This window comes from Pseudomonas iridis, from assembly GCF_017980685.1.
GTDB classification, from domain to species: domain Bacteria; phylum Pseudomonadota; class Gammaproteobacteria; order Pseudomonadales; family Pseudomonadaceae; genus Aquipseudomonas; species Aquipseudomonas iridis.
Window position 1 is genome coordinate 73949 of the sequence record NZ_JACXXO010000008.1, and the last position, 18228, is coordinate 92176.

Here is an 18228-nt window from a genome sequence, read left to right on the forward strand (position 1 = left end):
GTAAAAATCTGGCGGCCCCATCGCTGGCAAGCCAGCTCCCACAAGGACTTGCGCAGACCCTGTGGGAGCTGGCTTGCCAGCGATGACGGTAGTCCGGTCACCGCTGAAGCTTAAGTTGCAATAGATCAACCCGGATCACGGAAACCGGGATGGAAATCCTTCGGCACGGCCACGCTGACGCTGTCACGGGTGGCGATGTCGATGCCTTCGCTGGCGACTTCAGCGAGGAAATCGATCTGCTCCGGCGTGATCACGTACGGCGGCAGGAAGTACACCACGCTGCCGAGTGGACGCAGCAACGCGCCACGCTCCAGCGCATGCTGGAACACCTTCAGGCCGCGGCGCTCCTGCCAAGGGTAGGCCTCTTTGGTGGCTTTATCCTTGACCATCTCGATGGCCAGGACCATGCCGGTCTGACGCACTTCGCTGACGTTCGGGTGATCGACCAGGTGCGCCGTCGCCGACGCCATGCGCTGGGCGAGTGCCTTGTTGTTCTCGATCACGTTGTCCTGCTCGAAGATATCCAGCGTCGCCAACGCCGCCGCACACGCCAGCGGATTGCCGGTGTAGCTGTGCGAGTGGAGGAAGGCGCGCAGGGTTGGATAGTCGTCGTAGAACGCGCTGTAGACATCGTCGGTGGTCAGGCACGCGGCCAGCGGCAGGTAGCCGCCGGTCAGGGCCTTGGACAGACAGAGGAAGTCCGGACGAATGCCGGCCTGCTCGCAGGCGAACATCGTCCCGGTGCGGCCAAAGCCGACGGCGATTTCGTCGAGGATCAGGTGCACGCCGTAACGGTCGCAGGCCTCGCGCAGCAGCTTGAGGTACACCGGGTGGTACATGCGCATGCCGCCGGCGCCCTGAATCAGTGGCTCGACGATCACTGCCGCAACGCTGTCATGGTTCTCGGCCAATGTCTGTTCCATCGCGGCGAACATATTGCGCGAGTGCTCTTCCCAGCTCATCCCTTGCGGACGCCCGTAGCAATCCGGGCTCGGCACCTTGATGGTGTCCATCAGCAGGGCTTTGTAGGTTTCGGTGAACAGCGGCACGTCGCCGACCGCCATCGCCGCCATGGTTTCGCCGTGGTAGCTGTTGGTCAGGGTAACGAAGCGTTTCTTGGCGGGCATGCCGCGGTTGAGCCAGTAGTGAAAGCTCATTTTCAGCGCGACTTCGATGCAGGACGAACCGTTATCGGCGTAGAACACCCGGTTCAGGCCTTCCGGCGTCATCTTCACCAGACGTTCGGACAGCTCGATCACCGGTTGATGGCTGAAACCGGCGAGAATCACGTGCTCCAGTTGGTCGACCTGATCCTTGATGCGCTGGTTGATCCGCGGGTTGGCGTGGCCGAACACGTTGACCCACCACGAGCTGACCGCGTCGAGGTAGCGCTTGCCTTCGAAATCTTCGAGCCAGACGCCTTCGCCGCGCTTGATCGGGATCAGCGGCAGTTGTTCGTGGTCTTTCATCTGGGTGCAGGGATGCCACAACACCGCGAGATCGCGTTGCATCCACTGATTATTAAGGCCCATTTACAGTCTCCTCGAGGCGGCTCGCGACAGGCGCGGGCAAACAATCGCGCAAGCCTATGCAATGCATCGCGCGGGAACAACCCATTGTGTCGATTGAGCTACTTTGTATGAGCCGATAGACGTCGCTGGCGGCGTTTTGATGGCTAACGTATTCTTCGCTGTTCTTTGGGTCGTCTGACCCGCACAACTGCTTTTTTCTGTGTATTTCCGGAGTTCGCTGAATGTCTGTCGGTTGGCTGCGCGCCTGTGCGCTGGTGATGTTGGGGCTGTTCAGCGTTACGGCGCTGGCCAAGGATAAAACTGCAATCGTCATCGGCGGCGGCCTGTCGGGCCTGACAGCCGCTTACGAACTGCAAAACAAAGGCTGGCAGGTCACGCTGCTCGAAGCCAAGCCAAGCCTGGGCGGTCGCTCGGGCATGGCCACCAGCGAGTGGATCGGCAACGACAAAACCCAGCCGGTACTGAACAAGTACGTCTCGACGTTCAAGCTCGGCACCACCCCTGCACCGGAATTCGTACGCACGCCGGGTTATCTGATCGACGGCGAGTATTTTTCCGCTGCCGACCTGGCGACCAAGCAACCAGCCACCGCCGATGCCTTGAAGCGCTACCAGAAAACCCTCGACGATCTGGCGCGCTCGATCGACGATCCACAGAACCCGGCAGCGACCAACACCCTGCACGCACTCGACCAGATCACCGTGTCGAGCTGGCTCGACAAACAGAATCTGCCAGCCACTGCGCGTCAGTTGATCAACCAGGACATCCGCACCCACTACGACGAGCCTTCGCGTCTGTCGCTGCTGTATTTCGCCCAGCAGAACCGCGTGTACCGCGGCGTCTCCGACCGTGACTTGCGCGCCTCGCGTCTGGTCGGCGGCAGCCAGGTGCTGGCGCAAGCGTTCGTCAAACAGATCAAGACCATCAAGACCAACTCGCCCGTGTCGGCTATCAGCCAGGACAAGGACGGCGTGACCGTCAAGGTTGGCAGCGTCGGTTACCAGGCCGATTACGTCGTGCTGGCTGTGCCGCTGCGTGCATTGAACAAGATTCAGCTGACCCCGGCGCTGGATGCCCAGCGTCTGGCAGCCATCAAGGGCACCAACTACGGTTGGCGCGACCAGATCATGCTGAAGTTCAAGACGCCGGTGTGGGAAAGCAAGTCGCGCATGTCCGGCGAGATCTACAGCAACACCGGTCTGGGCATGTTGTGGATCGAGCCCGCGCTGAAGGGCGGTGCCAACGTGGTGATCAACCTGTCCGGCGACAATGCCCGCGTGATGCAGGCATTTGGCGACAAGCAGATGGTCGATCAGGTGCTGATTCGTCTACACGCGTTTTATCCACAGGCCCGTGGCTCGTTCACTGGTTATGAGATCCGTCGCTACAGCACCGACCCGTCGATGGGCGGCGCGTACCTCGCCTATGGCCCGGGCCAGATCAGCAAGTTCTGGCGCGTCTGGGAGCGTCCGCTGCAGCGCGTAGCGTTTGCCGGCGAACACACCGACACCTTGTACCCGGGCACTCTGGAAGGGGCGCTGCGCACCGGTCAGCGTGCGGCCAGCCAGGTTGAAGATCTGGCGGCAGGCAAATCATTTGAACCGGCCAAAGTGATCCCGGCCGCAGCAGCGGCGGGCGCGGCAGGTGCCGTAGCAGCGAAGAAGGGCAACTTCTTCAGCAACCTGTTCGGTGGTTCGGATGATGAGAAGAAGCCAGAGCCTGTGAAAGCTCCAGAGCCAGCTCCCGTGGCCCCAGCGCCGGCACCAATTCCGGCACCTGCGCCAGCTCCTGTGGAAGCGCCGAAGCCAGCCGCGCCGGTAAAAGCCGAGCCTGCGAAAAAAGCCGCGGCCAAGCCAGCAGCGAAGAAACCTGCGGCGAAAACCGAAGCTAAAAAGCCAGCGGCGAAACCGGCGGCCAAACCGGCGGCGAAAAAGGCTGAGCCGGCGAAGAAGCCAGCAGCCAAGCCTGCGGCAACGACCGAGACCAAGGCGCAGTAAAGCCTTGCGGTGATGAAGAAGCGCGGCGCTTGTGCCGCGCTTTTTTTTGCCTGTCAGATCGCTTTCGCGAGCAGGCTCGCCCCCACATTCGAGCGGGGTCTTCAACTGGAATGCGATTCCCTGTGGGAGCGAGCCTGCTCGCGAAGGGGCCTGTTCAGTCATACCCATTCCCTTGCCTTGCAACAACCTCCCACCACAACTTCTCCTTTAATCTTTCCTTAACACGCCACTTTCAGACTCTTCATCGTATTTCTCGATATTTCAAAGCGAAATTTTCCGCTTTAATTCGGTAGATAACTCGCTAGTCTTGGTTCGCAGTTCTCACAGGATTTGGGCAATGCAGCTACGTAACTCTTCTTCGCGCTATGGTTGGGTCAGCATCTTCATGCACTGGGGTGTGGCGCTGGTGGTCTTCGGACTGTTCGCGCTGGGCCTGTGGATGGTGGGGCTGGATTACTACAGCACCTGGCGCAAAGACGCGCCGGATCTGCACAAGAGCATTGGTCTGGTGCTGCTTGGTGTGATGGTGTTGCGGGTGTTGTGGCGTTTTATCAGCCCACCGCCGCCGACGCTGCAAAGCTACAGTCGCATGACCCGTATCGGCGCTAAATTCGGCCACGGGTTTCTGTATCTCGCGCTGTTCGCTGTGATGCTTGCCGGTTACCTGATTTCCACCGCAGACGGTGTCGGTATTCCGGTGTTTGGCCTGTTTGAAGTTCCTGCACTGGTTTCCGGGCTACCGGATCAGGCAGATACCGCTGGGGTGATTCATCTCTGGCTCGCGTGGGCGGTGGTAATTTTTTCCGGTCTCCATGCGTTGGCAGCATTGAAGCACCACTTTATCGATCGTGATGCGACCCTCACTCGAATGCTCGGTCGCAAAGCCTGAAATTCAACCTCGACTCCAAAGGAAAACAAAGCATGTTGAAAAAGACTCTGGCCGCTCTGGCAATCGGTTCTGCCGTTCTGTCCGCCAACGTAATGGCTGCTGACTATGTCGTTGATAAAGAAGGCCAGCACGCCTTCGTCGACTTCAAGATCAGCCACCTGGGCTACAGCTTCATCACCGGTACTTTCAAGGACATCGACGGCAAGTTCAGCTTCGACGCGGCCAAGCCTGAAGACAGCAAGATCGAGTTCAACGTCAACACCGCCAGCGTGTTCACCAATCACGCCGAACGCGACAAGCACATCGCCAGCGCAGACTTCCTCAATGCCAGCAAGTTTGGCAAAGCGACTTTCGTCTCCACCAGCGTCAAGTCCACCGGCGCGAACACCGCTGACGTGACTGGCGACCTGACCCTTCTGGGCGTCACCAAGCCAGTGGTTGTCAAAGCCACTTTCCTGGGTGAAGGCAAGGATCCATGGGGCGGCTACCGTGCAGGCTTCGAAGGCACCACCAGCATCAAGCGTTCCGATTTCGGCAAGCAGAAAGACCTGGGTCCTAAGTCCGACGCGGTCGAGCTGTACGTTTCGTTTGAAGGCGTGAAAGCGAAGTAATTTTTCGCCAGCCACACAAAAACGCCCCCGGTTGAAAAGCCGGGGGCGTTTTTTATTGCCTGCCACACACACACACACACATCCCCCTGTGGGAGCGAGCCTGCTCGCGAAGGCGTAGTGTCAGCCAGCATCCATATTGGATGTGCTGACATCTTCGCGAGCAGGCTCGCTCCCACAGGGGAAGGTGTGTACAGGGTTGGCGTTGCGTATAAAAAATGCCCCGGCTCTTGCGAACCGGGGCATTTTTCATTGCGGCATCAAATCAGCGATTGCGAGTCAGCAAGGCCGGTTTTTCGCCACGTGGGCGGCTTGGCAGTTGATCGAGCTGCTCAGGTGTCGGGAAGCGGTCGGCTTTCGATTCCTTGTGCATGATCTTCGGGCCATTGCTGCGCGGAGCCTGCACGGCTGGCTCGGTACGTGGTTGATCGTCACGGGCCGGGCGGCGGTTGCGCGAGGACGAGGAAGAGTCGTCGCGACGACCCGACTGACCGTCACGCGGTGCACCATTACGTGGACCGCTACGCTTGGCTGGCGGGGTGCCGGTGCTCGAGCCGTTGGTGTTGCGCGGAGCGTTCTGGCGACCCTGCGACTGACCGCCGCGTGGTGCGCCAGAACCTGCGCCCTGCGCCGGTGCGCCTGGACGACGACCGCGACCGCCGGCCGGGGCTGGCTTGGGCACGTAGTCAACGCGGTTACCGAAGTTATCCACGTCGTCGTCGAGGAACTCGTCCGGAGCGCGATCAGCTGCAGCACGTGGCGGCTGGCTCGGACGCTGGTCACGGGCCGGGGTGCCTTCGCGAGGCTTCTGCTGACGGGCAGGACGCTCGCCGCGTTCGCCGGCTGGCTTTTCCTTGCTCTTTTCCTTGCCCTTGTCTTTACGACCGCCGCCACCGCCGCCGCCATTCGGACCGTCGCCACGCGGGCCACGAGGATTGCGCGGGTTGCGCACGTCCGGACGCTCACGCACTTCCGGTTTCTCGGCTTCAATGGTGCTCGAGTCGAAGCCCATCAGGTCGCCGTCGGCGATTTTCTGCTTGGTCATGCGCTCGATGCTTTTCAGCAGTTTTTCTTCGTCCGGTGCGACCAGCGAGATCGCCTCACCCGAACGACCGGCACGGCCAGTACGGCCGATACGGTGCACGTAGTCTTCATCGACGTTCGGCAGTTCGAAGTTGACCACGTGTGGCAACTGGTCGATGTCCAGACCACGCGCGGCGATGTCGGTGGCAACCAGAATGCGTACGTCGCCAGCCTTGAAGTCGGCCAGGGCTTTGGTGCGAGCGTTCTGGCTCTTGTTGCCGTGAATCGCGACAGCCGGCAGACCGTGCTTGTCGAGGTACTCGGCCAGACGGTTGGCGCCGTGCTTGGTGCGAGTGAACACCAGCACCTGTTCCCACGCGCCGGCGGTGATCAGGTGCGCCAGCAGCGCACGCTTGTGGCTGGCCGGTAGACGGAATACGCGCTGTTCGATGCGCTCGACCGTGGTGTTCGGCGGCGTGACTTCGATGCGTTCCGGGTTGTGCAACAGCTTGCCGGCAAGGTCGGTGATGTCTTTGGAGAACGTCGCCGAGAAAAGCAGGTTCTGACGCTTGGACGGCAGACGTGCGAGGACTTTCTTCACGTCGTGCACGAAGCCCATGTCGAGCATGCGGTCGGCTTCGTCGAGGACGAGGATTTCAACGTGGGACAGATCGACGCTGCCCTGGCCGCACAGGTCGAGCAAACGACCCGGGCACGCCACCAGCACGTCGACACCACGGGCCATGGCCTGAACCTGCGGGTTCGTGCCGACGCCGCCGAAGATGCAGGCGCTGACGAATTTCAGGTCACGGGCGTAGATCTTGAAGCTCTCGTGAACCTGGGCCGCGAGTTCGCGGGTCGGGGTCAGGACCAGTACGCGCGGTTGGCGCGGGCCATGACGCTGGGATTTGTCCGGGTGACCGTTGGGGAACAACCGCTCCAGGATCGGAAGGGCGAAACCGCCGGTTTTACCAGTACCTGTCTGCGCCGCAACCATCAGGTCGCGACCTTGCAACACGGCGGGAATGGCCCGCTGTTGCACCGGAGTAGGCTCGGTATAGCCCGCATCTTCGATGGCACGGACTAAAGCCTCGGAGAGACCGAGGGAAGCAAAGGACATGAGTAATCCTGTTTTAGTTAGGGCTTGGCCCAATGGGAATCTTGCCTGGCGCGAATCACGTTTAAGAGGACGCAATCCCGTCCGGTCCTGCTGCGGTTCCAAAGACACGTCTGGAGTGCTCGCGCTGGCTGAAAGCTGCGCTGTAGCGGGTCGAGAGGCCTGTTAAGGTTCCGGGCGTCCGGGCGTGAGCCTGGCGGGAACGCCGGAGTATAACAGAGCAATCACTGCGCGCCGCTTTCCTGCTGCTCAACGGTTTCGCTGTTCGCCGACGCACTACTCAATGGCGCCGTCTGGCCAGGGGCTGCGCCATAGCGTGCGCTCAGCTCGGCGTAGGCCGGTTCGCGCTTGAAGCGCTTGAGTTCGGCGCCGAAGCGCTGGACCAGCAAATCCATCCCGGCATTGCGCCGAACTGCAAGAAACTGGCTCTGGCGGCTAATAACCGTGGGGTTTTCGCTGATCAGATCGCGAATATTCAACTCATCGAGCAAATGCTGGCCGACACGGCGATCAGTGATCAACAAATCGATGCGTCCGCGCACCAGTTTGCCGAAGTTGGCTTCGTGGGTCGGCGCGGGCTCGCGGGTAAACAGGGTCGATTCGCTGAAGTCGGGGCTGTACAGATAACCGGGGGAAGTGCCGATGGTCAGGCCTTTGAGCTCGTCGAGCCTGGTGAACGGGTGGGGGCGGTCGTTGGCGTAGAACATCACGAACTCGACATCCGACAGCGGCTCGCTGGGGTAGAGCAGGGTGGCGTCGCGCTCGTCACTGTGAAAAATATCCAGCGCGCCGTCGGCCTGGCCTGTTTCCAGCATCGACAGGCAGCGTTTCCACGGCAGGAACTGCCATTCGACTTCAATGCCCAGGCGCTTGAACACAATAGCGGTGGTTTCGTAGTCCAGTCCGAGGTTTTTACCGTTCTCTTCATAGACGTAAGGGGCCCACGGCTCGGTGACAATACGCAGCTTCTCGCCCCGAGCGGCGAAGCTTAGGCAAGCAAAAACCAGCACGGCGAATAACTGCGTGATCAAAGGCATGGCTTGAGATTACGACGAGAAACCATAAAGAGCCAGAAACTACCTGTACAAGCTCTGCCTCGGGCCTTTAAAAGCAAAAAATCGCAGCACCGACAACCCTTGTAGGAGCTGCCGCAGGCTGCGATCTTTTGATCTGGCTTGTAGCTTTCAGCTTGAAGCTTGTAGCTGCTTCAACGCGGCAACTTCAGGTTATTCCAGATCGCCAGACTAGGTTCAGCCTGGTTCATGGAATAGAAGTGCAGCCCCGGTGCGCCGCCCTGCAACAGGCGTTCGCACATCTCGCTGACGACTTGCTCACCAAAGCGCTGAATGCTTTGAGTGTCATCGCCATAGGCTTCCAGCTGCTTGCGAATCCAGCGCGGGATTTCCGCACCGCAGGCGTCGGAGAAGCGCGCGAGTTTGCTGTAGTTGGTGATCGGCATGATCCCCGGCACTACCGGAATATCCACGCCCAGCGCCTGCAAACGGTCGACGAAGTAGAAGTAGCTGTCGGCGTTGAAGAAGTACTGGGTGATCGCGCTGTCGGCGCCGGCGCGAGCCTTGCGCACGAAGTTGGCGAGATCGTCTTCGTAATTGCGCGCTTGCGGATGCATCTCCGGGTAAGCGGCGACTTCGATGTGGAAATGGTCGCCGGTTTCTTCACGAATGAATTCAACCAGTTCATTGGCGTGACGCAGCTCACCGCTGGTCATGCCCATGCCGGACGGCAAGTCGCCACGCAGGGCAACAATGCGCTTGATGCCGGCAGCCTTGTACTCGTTCAGCAGGCCGCGCAAGTCGTCCTTGCTGTCGCCGACGCACGACAGGTGCGGTGCGGCCGGTACTTTGACTTCGCTTTCCAGCTGCAAAACGGTGTTGAGGGTGCGATCACGCGTCGAACCACCAGCGCCATAGGTGCAGGAGAAGAAATCGGGATTGTACGTTGCCAAATGACGGGCAACGTTGAGCAGCTTTTCATGCCCAGCATCGGTCTTGGTCGGGAAGAACTCGAAGCTGTAGCGACGGTCTTGGGACATGGAGGAAACCTCCAGCTACAAGCGGCAAGCTTCAAGTTGCAAGAGAAGCGGAGGTGCGCTGGTCTCTTGTGCCTGAAGCTTGCGGCTTGAAACTGTTTTGAAATAGGGGCAGAGCCTCGGGCTTCGCACGGCAAGTCCGGCTTTTGACCTTACTTGCCGCTTGAAGCTTAAGGCTCGCAGCTGCTCTAAACTTAGTAGCGGTAAGCGTGCGGCTTGAACGGGCCTTCGACGGTGACGCCGATGTAGTCAGCCTGTTGCTTGGTCAGTTGAGTGACCACGCCGCCGAAGCCGCGAACCATTTCCAGGGCCACTTCTTCGTCGAGTTTCTTCGGCAGTACTTCAACGGTCAGACGCTCGGCTTTCTGGGCTGGCGACAGGTCGGCGTACTTCTGGCCGAACAGGAAGATCTGTGCCAGAACCTGGTTGGCGAACGAACCGTCCATGATGCGGCTCGGGTGACCGGTAGCGTTGCCCAGGTTCACCAGACGGCCTTCGGCCAGCAGGATCAGGTAGTCGTCGTTCTGAGCGTCGAAAGCGCCAGCACCGGTACGATGAATCTTGTGTACCTGTGGCTTCACTTCTTCCCATGCCCAGTTCTTGCGCATGAAAGCGGTGTCGATTTCGTTGTCGAAGTGACCGATGTTGCAGACAACGGCGCGCTTCTTCAGGGCTTTGAGCATGTTCGAGTCGCAAACATTGACGTTACCGGTGGTGGTCACGATCAGGTCGATCTTGCCCAGCAGCGCTTTGTCGATGCTCGCTTCGGTACCGTCGTTGATGCCGTCGATGAACGGCGAAACCAGCTCGTAGCCGTCCATGCAAGCCTGCATGGCGCAGATCGGGTCGACTTCGGACACTTTAACGATCATGCCTTCCTGGCGCAGGGACTGGGCGGAGCCCTTGCCCACGTCACCGTAACCGATGACCAGCGCTTGCTTGCCGGACAGCAGGTGGTCAGTGCCGCGCTTGATCGCGTCGTTCAGGCTGTGACGGCAGCCGTACTTGTTGTCGTTCTTGGACTTGGTCACCGAGTCGTTGACGTTGATGGCCGGGATTTTCAGCTCGCCCCTGGCCAGCATGTCCAGCAGACGGTGTACGCCAGTGGTGGTTTCTTCGGTCACGCCGTGAACGCGATCCAGAACCTGTGGGTATTTCTTGTGCAGCAGCTCGGTCAGGTCGCCGCCGTCGTCGAGGATCATGTTGGCGTCCCATGGCTGGCCATCTTTCAGGATGGTCTGCTCCAGGCACCACTCGTACTCTTCTTCAGTTTCGCCTTTCCAGGCGAAAACCGGGATGCCGGCAGCAGCGATAGCGGCAGCAGCCTGATCCTGAGTCGAGAAAATGTTGCAGGACGACCAGCGTACTTCGGCACCCAGGGCAACCAGGGTTTCGATCAGCACGGCAGTCTGAATGGTCATGTGGATGCAGCCGAGAATCTTCGCGCCTTTCAACGGCTGTTCGCCGGAGTACTTGCGACGCAGACCCATCAGAGCCGGCATTTCCGATTCGGCGATGATGGTTTCGCGACGGCCCCAGGCAGCCAGGGACATGTCGGCAACTTTGTAATCGTTAAAATCTGCAGGCGTGATAACAGCGCTCATGAAGAGCCTCCATTCGTAATGTATGCGAATGGGCGCCGTTGTGCGTTTAGTGTCCGGCCTAGGCCAGTCAACGCCCCATCCGAGCCTGACAGGTTGAACCTGCTGCAGCGCCCCTCGGACAGGTGGCGGGAAAACGGTAGCAAGTGGAAGTTACCGTTTTGAAACGGTGGCGATTATAGCCGTCTAGACTGATCTTCCAAAGGCTTTCTGTCGGCCAAATGAAGATCACCAATCACGACCATAGTAGAAGGCTCATGGAGCATGACCGCTCGGTCTGCCAAGATACCGCCCATCTTTCGGCAAACGCTCAGGAGTGAACATGAATTTCCACACCCGCAAATGGGTAAAACCCGAAGACCTCAACCCCAACGGCACCCTGTTCGGCGGCAGTTTGCTGCGCTGGATCGACGAGGAAGCAGCGATCTACGCCATCGTCCAGTTGGGCAATCAGCGCGTGGTCACCAAGTACATTTCCGAAATCAACTTCGTCAGCGCCTCGCGCCAGGGCGACATCATCGAACTGGGCATCACTGCCACCGAGTTCGGCCGCACCTCGATCACCCTGACCTGCGAAGTACGCAACAAGATCACCCGCAAGAGCATTCTGACTGTCGAGAAGATGGTTTTCGTCAACCTCGGTGAAGACGGCCTGCCGGCACCGCACGGGCGGACCGAGATCAGATATGTGAAAGACCAGTTCAAGGATGACGAGGCCGTCCAATAAGATTGGCGGCGCAAACTTCGCAAGCATAAGCTGACCCTGTAGGAGCTGCCGAAGGCTGCGATCTTTTGATCTTGCTTCTGAAAAATCAAAATCAAAAGATCGCAGCCTTCGGCAGCTCCTACATTTTCTGCGTACGCCCAAAGATTTGCTCGGCGCCTACAGAACGTATTTCATGGTGCGAATGTCGTAGGTAAACGACACCCCCCACCGGTTCCCACGCCATGACCACGCCCACCGACGGCAAGACCCCCGATCTCTCGGCCAAAGAGCAACACGAAGTCGAGAAAAGCCAGCCGCCCCGCGCGGCGGTTCTGCATGAAATCATCCGCTCTCAAGGCGATCAGGAACTTGAACGCAGCATCGCTGCGCTATGGTGGTCGGCGCTCGCCGCAGGGCTGACCATGGGCCTGTCGCTGATGGGCATGGGCCTGCTCACTTCGCGGTTGCCCGAGGGCGATGAATTCAAGGTGATCGCCAGTTTCGGCTACTGCGCAGGTTTCCTCGCGGTGATCCTCGCCCGCCAGCAACTGTTCACCGAAAACACCCTGACCGCCGTGCTGCCGGTCATGACCAAACCGACGCTGCTCAATTTCGGTCGGCTTATCCGCCTCTGGACGGTGGTGCTGGTCGGCAACCTGTGCGGCACGATTCTGGTGGCTTACGTGATGCTGGAGCTGCCGATTTTCGACGCCAAGACCGACCACGCCTTCCTCGAGATCGGCCGCAAGGTGATGGAACACAGCGCCAGCCAGATGTTCGCCAAAGGCATTGTCTCCGGCTGGATGATCGCGACCATGGTCTGGATGATCCCGTCGATGGAGAGCGCGAAGATGTGGATCATCATCCTCATCACCTACTTCATGGCGCTCGGTGACTTCACTCACATCGTCGTCGGTTCGGCGGAGGTGTCCTATCTGGTGTTTGCTGGCGAGTTGCCGTGGAGCGATTTCTTGGCGGTGTTTGCCGGGCCGACGCTGGCCGGCAATATCATCGGCGGCAGTTTTATCTTCGCCCTGATCAGCCATGCGCAGATCCGCAGCGAAAGCGGGACGCCGAAACCTGATGGCCCTGAGAAGGATCATGCCGAGTCCAGGCCAGATTGAATCCCGTCAGGCTTGTGCCAGTGAAAGCACTTTGGACAAGGCGCCCATCATCTTGGGCCGGTCAGTCTGAACGTGGCTGGTCAGCGCAATCTCTCTGTCGTAGCGGTCGTTGCCAAGCGGGGTCACAACACACTTGTGGCCCCAGTGTTCGAAGCCGGACCAGTAAGGCACAAGGCTCACGCCCAGGCCTTCAGTCACGAGCATGGCAATGGTCTCCAGTGCATCCAGATCTACCAGCGGCGTCGGCAGCAATCCGTTGTCCGCCAGATAGTGCTCGGCATGCCTTCCGCCCCACGAGTCAGGATCGTAGCGGATATACGGTTGGGTTTTCAGTTGAGCCGGGATGCTGTCCGAGGATTTTTCCTTCGACAGAAAAACCAGAGGTTCCTTGCGAAGCGATACCGCCTGCAGGGTTTTCGGCAATTCGAACGGTGGAACCACCAGAATGGCCGCGTCGATTTCCCCAGAGAGAAGCGACTGATACAACGCGCGCGATGTACCCGGCACGATGACTGGCGTCAGCCCCGGCGCCAGCTCGGTCAGTGCGCGCAATGCGCCGGGAAGCAGACCGGTCAGCACAGTTGATATAGCGCCTATCCGTAACTGCCCCGTAAGCCCACCCTCGTCGGCATCTCCCGCCAACAATGCAATCTCGCGAACGATGCGTTTAGCCCTCGGCAATAAACCGAGACAGGCCTGGGTCGGCTTGGCTGCGTGCCCAACCCGCGATAGCAGTTCAAAGCCGAGTTGCCGTTCGAGCGCGAGAATTCGCTGACTGATCGCTGCTGCCGTCAAACCCTCCACGCGCGCGGCGTGCGCGATGGAGCCACATTCCACGACTGTAATGAGGCTTTTCAAATAACGCGTATCCATAAGAAATTCTTTCGATAGCGAAAAAAATTACATGCTATCTCTTTTGATGAAAACCGCACAGTCTTCAGCTCAGCCAGTCATTCTCACTTTCCGGCGACGTTCAGGAGCTACCGATGCAGTCAATTTTTCATCTCGCTATTCACGTCCGCGATTTGCAGATTTCCCGCCAGTTCTACGGTGATCTGCTGGGATGTGAAGAAGGGCGCAGCACCGAGACCTGGGTTGACTTCAATTTTTTCGGGCATCAATTGTCGTTGCATCTGGGCGAGCCGTTTGCGGTAACGAACACCGGAAAAGTAGGTGAGCACAACGTGCCGATGCCCCACCTTGGGGTGATATTGAAGATGTCGGACTGGGTTGCCTTGAAGGACCGTTTGATCGAAGGCCAAGTGAAATTCGTTCTTTCACCCACCATTCGTTTTCCAGGAGAGCCCGGCGAGCAAGCGACCATGTTCTTCCTGGACCCCGCCGGAAACCCTATCGAGATAAAAGGCTTCACTGATTTGCAATCGGTTTATGCAACTTGAAACGTCCAAAAAACGCACCTCCCTCAAGTGATTTTCGAAGGGAAGTCCAAGGAGCGATATGCAAAATTTCAATCAAGCTGATGCCACCGCAATTTCTGAAATGGTTCGGGCGGATGCCGTGAGTGCAGAGGCAGTAGCCGAGCACTTTCTTGGCTGTGTCGAAGTGAGTGAGCGCAGCATAAATGCCTTCGTTTCGTTCGATCCGGACGCGGTGCGCAGTCAGGCGTGCCAATTGAAAAACGGTAACGCGAAAGGCCTCTTGGCAGGTGTGCCCGTGGGGATCAAAGACGTCTATGACACTGTCGATCATCCCACCCGTTTTTACTCGCCGATCTATGAGCAAAACCGCCCCTCGCGTGACGCCCATGTCGTTGCGCTGCTGCGCCAGGCCGGGGCAGTCATCATGGGCAAGACCCATACCACCGAATTCGCTTACATGCACACAGGTCCAACCCGCAATCCTCATGATCTTGCCAGAACCCCCGGCAGTTCGAGTGCCGGTTCGGCAGCGGGGATGGCTGCCGGTTTTTTCCCGCTCGCGTTGGGGACTCAGACGGCTGGCTCATTGATCAAACCGGCGGCGTATTGCGGGCTGTATGCCTTCAAGCCTTCCTATGGTCTGGTTTCTCTGGAGGGGGTCAAACCCCTGGCGCCGAGCTTCGACACGGTGGGTTGGTATGGGCGCTCGGTGCGTGATCTGGAGCTGATGGCTCAGGTTTTGATACCTGGTTTCCCGCAGAGTGCTCATGAACGCAATTTATGCTCGTTCGGCTTCTGTCGTACGGCGCGTTGGGATCAGGTAGATGAAGATGTGGCCAGATCTCTGGAAGCTGCGGTTCAAGAGCTGCGCTCAGCCGGACATCAGGTGAGCGAGGTGTTGCTGCCTGAGGAGTTTGCGGCGGTATTTGATGACCATCTGCTGATAAACGATTGCGAAGGCGCCCGATCACTGTCCAAAGAACTGCAAATGCATCCGGACAAACTCAGTGAAGAACTGTTAGCCATGATCGAACGCGCCCGTTTGACGACTTGGGAGCAAGAGTCAGCGGCAAACAAGCGTCTGGCAAAGCTGGCCACCGTTTTGGAGTCGATATTCCAGCCTTTCGACGCCGTTCTGGGGGCGAGCTGTGGCATCGTCGCCCCGTTGGGTCTTGAAGCCACCGGACCTTCCGATTTCAGCAAGTTCTGGATGGCGTTTGGCTTGCCGCAAATCAACCTTCCGCTCGTGCGCAATGCCGGGGCGTTACCCGTTGGCCTGCAAATGATCGGAAGGTTTAGAGACGACAGCAATCTGTTGCGTGCTGCGGAGCAGGTGGATGCTGTGCTGCGGGCTGCCGGCTAATTGAAGAGGCACCGTCGTGGAGGTGGCTCCAGGACGGCGTTCCCTTGATGCGTCAGTGCGCGGAACTCGCAGCGCTGACGTCTTGCTGGCCAGTGACGCCGCGGACAACCCGGCCAATGGTCAGGCCCTGTATCAGAATCGACGACAACACCACGATGTAGGTGATGCTCAGCAGCAGGTCACGCTCCTCGCCCAGTGGCAGCGACAGGGCCAAAGCGACCGAGACCCCACCGCGCAAACCGCCCCAGGTCAGTACCCGGATTGTGCCGCGCGGCACTGTGCGCCAACGCCGCAGCAGCAGGATTGCCGGGGCCACGGTGAGCAGACGCGACAGCAGAATCGCCACCGCCAGCAAGCTCGCCGCCGCCACGTGCAGCCAGTTGAATGGCAGCAGCAACAGCTCCATGCCGATCAGCGCAAACAGCAGCGCGTTGAGCATGTCGTCGAGAAGCTCCCAGAAGCCGTCGAGGTATTTGCGGGTCATGTCGTTCATCGCCAGATTGCGTCCCAGGTTGCCGATGATCAGGCCGGCAACCACCATCGCAATCGGTGCGGAAACGTGCAGTTCGGAGGCCAGCGCCGAACCACCGATGACCAGCGCGAGGGTCAGCATCACTTCGATCTGGTGCTGCTCGATGCTCTTGATCATCAGGTAAACCAGATAACCGATCAGCCCACCGAACACCACGCCGCCAATGGCTTCGTGGGCGAATAGCATGGCGGTGGCACTGACGGTCGGGGTCTCGCCGAGTTGGGCGATGCCCAGCAACACGGTAAACACCACAACGGCGGTGCCGTCGTTGAACAGCGACTCGCCGACGATGGTGGTTTTCAGCGGTTTCGAGGCGTTGGCGGTACGCAACACGCCGAGCACCGCAATCGGGTCGGTCGGGGAAATCAGCGCGCCGAACAACAGGCAGTAGAGGAAGCTCACGTGCCAGCCGAACAGGGCAAAGATGTAATACGCGAGGCTGCCGATCACCGCCGTGGCGATCAATACACCGAAAGTCGCCAGCAAGCCGATGGGCCAGCGATAGCTGCGCAAATCATTCAGGTTTACGTGCAAGGCCCCGGCGAACAGCAGGAACGACAGCATCCAGTTCATCAGCAGATCGCCAAAATCGATCTGGCCGATCAGTTGCTGTACGCGTTCTTCCAGGCCCGGATAGCCGAGCACGCTCAAGCCTTGCAGCAGCAGGGAAAACAGCAACGCGGTGACCATCACGCCGATGGTCGGCGGCAGACCGATGAAGCGGAAGTTGACGAAGGTGAGGAGGGTGGTGAGGCAGATGAAAGCGGCGACAAGTTCAAGCATCCGGGGTCCTTTGGATGAGGGGTGGGAAGAAAACGCACCGGTTCGTTGGTGCAGGGGTTTGATGGGCTGGAGGCAACTGAAGACACAGTGGAAATCTGAGCTGAGATAAGGAGCCCCCTCATCACAGCCCTCCCGAAACGTCGGACCGCCCGGAGGGAGAGGGAGCCGACCGTGGCGTTTCCTACTCAACATCGACCTGAGCAATCGAGTCGATTATGGATTCGGCAATACACGTTCAGGTCGACGTAGCTCTGAAGCATTCCCCAATCGGTCCCCTCTCCCTCTGGGAGAGGGTTAGGGTGAGGGCAATGTCTGGCGCAACTCGATCAGCCAGACACATTGACCGCAGCAGCCCCGCGACGTTGCAGGTAGATAAACCAAAGCGCCGTCAGCACCGTCAACACCCCTACCAGCGCCCCGGTCCACGGCAACTGCGCAAGATCGGCACCGCTCGCCACCACCAACCCGCCTATCCAGGCACCGGCCGCGTTGCCGAGGTTGAAGGCGCTTTGATTCAGGGTCGAGCCGAGGTTCGGCGCTTCATGAGCTTGATCAATAATCAGCAGTTGCAGGATCGGGCACAGCGCGAAAGCGAAAATCCCCCACAGCACCAGCGTGATCGCTGCCGGAATCACCGAGTGACTGGTCTGGGTGAACGCCGCGAGAACCAGCACCACGGCCATTGCCACACCCACCAGCGACGGCAGCAAACGACTGTCGGCCAAACGCCCGCCGAGCATGCTGCCAGCGGTCAGGCCGACGCCGAACAGCAACAGCATCACAGTCACGCCGTGCGGGCTGACGCCGGTGATGTCCTGCAGGATCGGCGCAATGTAAGTGAACACGCTGAACAGGCTGGTCGACGCCAGTACACTCATGCCCAGCGCCAGCAGCACATTGATCTTGCCCAGCACTTTGAACTCGCTGGCGAGGTTGGCCTTGTCCATCGGGATGTGTTTGGGTAACCACAACCATTGCGCCAGCGCGGCAATTACGCCGATCACCGACACCGCCCAGAATGTCGAGCGCCAACCGGCGTATTGCCCGAGCGCAGTACCCAGCGGCACGCCGAGCACATTGGCCAGGGTCAGACCGGTGAACATCATCGCAATCGCCTGCGCGCGTTTGTTCGGCGCTACCAAACCGGCAGCGACCACCGAGCCGATACCGAAAAACGCGCCGTGGCACAGCGCCGTGACCACGCGAGCGGCCATGAGTGTGGCGTAATTCGGCGCCAGCGCGCAGAGCACGTTGCCGAGGATGAACATCAGCGTCATGCCCAGCAGCGTGGCTTTGCGCGGCATGTTGGCGGTGCCGATGGCGAGAATCGGCGCACCGAACACCACGCCCAGGGCATAACCGGTGATCAGCAGGCCGGCGTGAGGAATGCTCACCGCGAGATCGCGGGCGACGTCGGGCAGCAGGCCCATGATGACGAATTCAGTGGTGCCGATGCCGAACGCGGCAACAGCGAGTGCAAACAAGGCGAGTGGCATGCGCAAGGTCTCTGTCGGTAGTCTTGAC

Annotated in this window: 15 protein-coding genes and 1 riboswitch; of the genes, 7 read left to right on the forward strand and 8 right to left on the reverse strand. The window is 59.5% G+C overall.

Annotation, left to right across the window (positions count from 1 at the left end):
• Window positions 1–125: 125 nt before the first annotated feature.
• Window positions 126–1532, reverse strand: a complete 1407-nt coding sequence (locus IEQ42_RS15045) for an adenosylmethionine--8-amino-7-oxononanoate transaminase (protein ID WP_210704041.1) — start codon at window positions 1530–1532, stop codon at window positions 126–128.
• Between the two features lie 221 nt (window positions 1533–1753).
• Here IEQ42_RS15045 and IEQ42_RS15050 point away from each other — a divergent pair, with 221 nt between their 5' ends.
• From IEQ42_RS15050 to IEQ42_RS15060, 3 genes are all read left to right on the forward strand, one after another.
• Window positions 1754–3529 carry a flavin monoamine oxidase family protein gene (locus IEQ42_RS15050; protein WP_210704042.1) on the forward strand — a complete coding sequence of 592 codons (1776 nt, stop codon included), beginning with the start codon at window positions 1754–1756 and terminating at the stop codon, window positions 3527–3529.
• 337 nt (window positions 3530–3866) lie between these two features.
• A complete protein-coding gene (locus IEQ42_RS15055; protein WP_042561514.1) occupies window positions 3867–4418 on the forward strand; it encodes a cytochrome b in 552 nt (183 codons plus the stop codon).
• A gap of 32 nt (window positions 4419–4450) precedes the next feature.
• Entirely contained in the window at window positions 4451–5029 is a 579-nt protein-coding gene (locus IEQ42_RS15060) for a YceI family protein (protein WP_042561513.1), read from the forward strand.
• A gap of 262 nt (window positions 5030–5291) precedes the next feature.
• On the opposite strand, the gene IEQ42_RS15065 is transcribed toward IEQ42_RS15060, so the two are convergent.
• The 4 genes from IEQ42_RS15065 to ahcY form a co-directional block, all read right to left on the reverse strand.
• The gene (locus IEQ42_RS15065; RefSeq protein WP_210704043.1) at window positions 5292–7169 is read right to left on the reverse strand and encodes an RNA helicase RhlE2; all 1878 of its coding nucleotides are present in this window, start codon (window positions 7167–7169) and stop codon (window positions 5292–5294) included.
• Window positions 7170–7390: 221 nt separating this feature from the next.
• Window positions 7391–8203, reverse strand: coding sequence for a substrate-binding periplasmic protein (locus IEQ42_RS15070; RefSeq protein WP_210704044.1), 813 nt, complete (start codon window positions 8201–8203; stop codon window positions 7391–7393).
• A gap of 170 nt (window positions 8204–8373) precedes the next feature.
• Window positions 8374–9219, reverse strand: a complete 846-nt coding sequence (gene metF, locus IEQ42_RS15075) for a methylenetetrahydrofolate reductase [NAD(P)H] (protein ID WP_150593620.1) — start codon at window positions 9217–9219, stop codon at window positions 8374–8376.
• 191 nt (window positions 9220–9410) lie between these two features.
• Complete coding sequence (ahcY, locus tag IEQ42_RS15080; RefSeq protein ID WP_210704045.1) at window positions 9411–10820, reverse strand: adenosylhomocysteinase; 1410 nt, start codon at window positions 10818–10820, stop codon at window positions 9411–9413.
• A 23-nt stretch (window positions 10821–10843) separates the two neighbouring features.
• Window positions 10844–10942: riboswitch (S-adenosyl-L-homocysteine riboswitch) on the reverse strand.
• Window positions 10943–11139: 197 nt separating this feature from the next.
• Here ahcY and IEQ42_RS15085 point away from each other — a divergent pair.
• On the forward strand, window positions 11140–11544 hold the full coding sequence (locus IEQ42_RS15085; protein ID WP_042561508.1) for an acyl-CoA thioesterase: 405 nt from the start codon (window positions 11140–11142) through the stop codon (window positions 11542–11544).
• 221 nt (window positions 11545–11765) lie between these two features.
• A complete protein-coding gene (locus IEQ42_RS15090; protein WP_210704046.1) occupies window positions 11766–12647 on the forward strand; it encodes a formate/nitrite transporter family protein in 882 nt (293 codons plus the stop codon).
• Between the two features lie 6 nt (window positions 12648–12653).
• On the opposite strand, the gene IEQ42_RS15095 is transcribed toward IEQ42_RS15090, so the two are convergent.
• On the reverse strand, window positions 12654–13520 hold the full coding sequence (locus tag IEQ42_RS15095; protein WP_210704047.1) for a LysR family transcriptional regulator: 867 nt from the start codon (window positions 13518–13520) through the stop codon (window positions 12654–12656).
• 113 nt (window positions 13521–13633) lie between these two features.
• Here IEQ42_RS15095 and IEQ42_RS15100 point away from each other — a divergent pair, with 113 nt between their 5' ends.
• Both IEQ42_RS15100 and IEQ42_RS15105 read left to right on the forward strand, forming a co-directional pair.
• The gene (locus IEQ42_RS15100) at window positions 13634–14047 is read left to right on the forward strand and encodes a VOC family protein (protein ID WP_042561506.1); all 414 of its coding nucleotides are present in this window, start codon (window positions 13634–13636) and stop codon (window positions 14045–14047) included.
• Window positions 14048–14105: 58 nt separating this feature from the next.
• Window positions 14106–15389: an amidase gene (locus tag IEQ42_RS15105; protein ID WP_210704048.1), complete on the forward strand. Its 1284-nt coding sequence runs from the start codon at window positions 14106–14108 to the stop codon at window positions 15387–15389.
• Between the two features lie 52 nt (window positions 15390–15441).
• Here IEQ42_RS15105 and IEQ42_RS15110 read toward each other — a convergent pair whose 3' ends face one another.
• Together IEQ42_RS15110 and IEQ42_RS15115 are read right to left on the reverse strand one after the other, a co-directional pair.
• On the reverse strand, window positions 15442–16704 hold the full coding sequence (locus IEQ42_RS15110) for a cation:proton antiporter (protein ID WP_210704049.1): 1263 nt from the start codon (window positions 16702–16704) through the stop codon (window positions 15442–15444).
• 326 nt (window positions 16705–17030) lie between these two features.
• Entirely contained in the window at window positions 17031–18200 is a 1170-nt protein-coding gene (locus tag IEQ42_RS15115) for an MFS transporter (RefSeq protein ID WP_210704050.1), read from the reverse strand.
• Window positions 18201–18228 lie beyond the last annotated feature (28 nt).

Coding starts and splice junctions, on each gene's coding strand:
- IEQ42_RS15105 (WP_210704048.1), top strand. CDS start 14,106: ATGCAAAATTTCAATCAAGCTGATGCCACCGCAATTTCTGAAATGGTT.
- IEQ42_RS15110 (WP_210704049.1), bottom strand. CDS start 16,704: ATGCTTGAACTTGTCGCCGCTTTCATCTGCCTCACCACCCTCCTCACC.
- IEQ42_RS15060 (WP_042561513.1), top strand. CDS start 4,451: ATGTTGAAAAAGACTCTGGCCGCTCTGGCAATCGGTTCTGCCGTTCTG.
- IEQ42_RS15085 (WP_042561508.1), top strand. CDS start 11,140: ATGAATTTCCACACCCGCAAATGGGTAAAACCCGAAGACCTCAACCCC.
- IEQ42_RS15045 (WP_210704041.1), bottom strand. CDS start 1,532: ATGGGCCTTAATAATCAGTGGATGCAACGCGATCTCGCGGTGTTGTGG.
- IEQ42_RS15115 (WP_210704050.1), bottom strand. CDS start 18,200: ATGCCACTCGCCTTGTTTGCACTCGCTGTTGCCGCGTTCGGCATCGGC.
- IEQ42_RS15065 (WP_210704043.1), bottom strand. CDS start 7,169: ATGTCCTTTGCTTCCCTCGGTCTCTCCGAGGCTTTAGTCCGTGCCATC.
- IEQ42_RS15090 (WP_210704046.1), top strand. CDS start 11,766: ATGACCACGCCCACCGACGGCAAGACCCCCGATCTCTCGGCCAAAGAG.
- IEQ42_RS15100 (WP_042561506.1), top strand. CDS start 13,634: ATGCAGTCAATTTTTCATCTCGCTATTCACGTCCGCGATTTGCAGATT.
- metF (WP_150593620.1), bottom strand. CDS start 9,219: ATGTCCCAAGACCGTCGCTACAGCTTCGAGTTCTTCCCGACCAAGACC.
- IEQ42_RS15095 (WP_210704047.1), bottom strand. CDS start 13,520: ATGGATACGCGTTATTTGAAAAGCCTCATTACAGTCGTGGAATGTGGC.
- IEQ42_RS15055 (WP_042561514.1), top strand. CDS start 3,867: ATGCAGCTACGTAACTCTTCTTCGCGCTATGGTTGGGTCAGCATCTTC.
- ahcY (WP_210704045.1), bottom strand. CDS start 10,820: ATGAGCGCTGTTATCACGCCTGCAGATTTTAACGATTACAAAGTTGCC.
- IEQ42_RS15070 (WP_210704044.1), bottom strand. CDS start 8,203: ATGCCTTTGATCACGCAGTTATTCGCCGTGCTGGTTTTTGCTTGCCTA.
- IEQ42_RS15050 (WP_210704042.1), top strand. CDS start 1,754: ATGTCTGTCGGTTGGCTGCGCGCCTGTGCGCTGGTGATGTTGGGGCTG.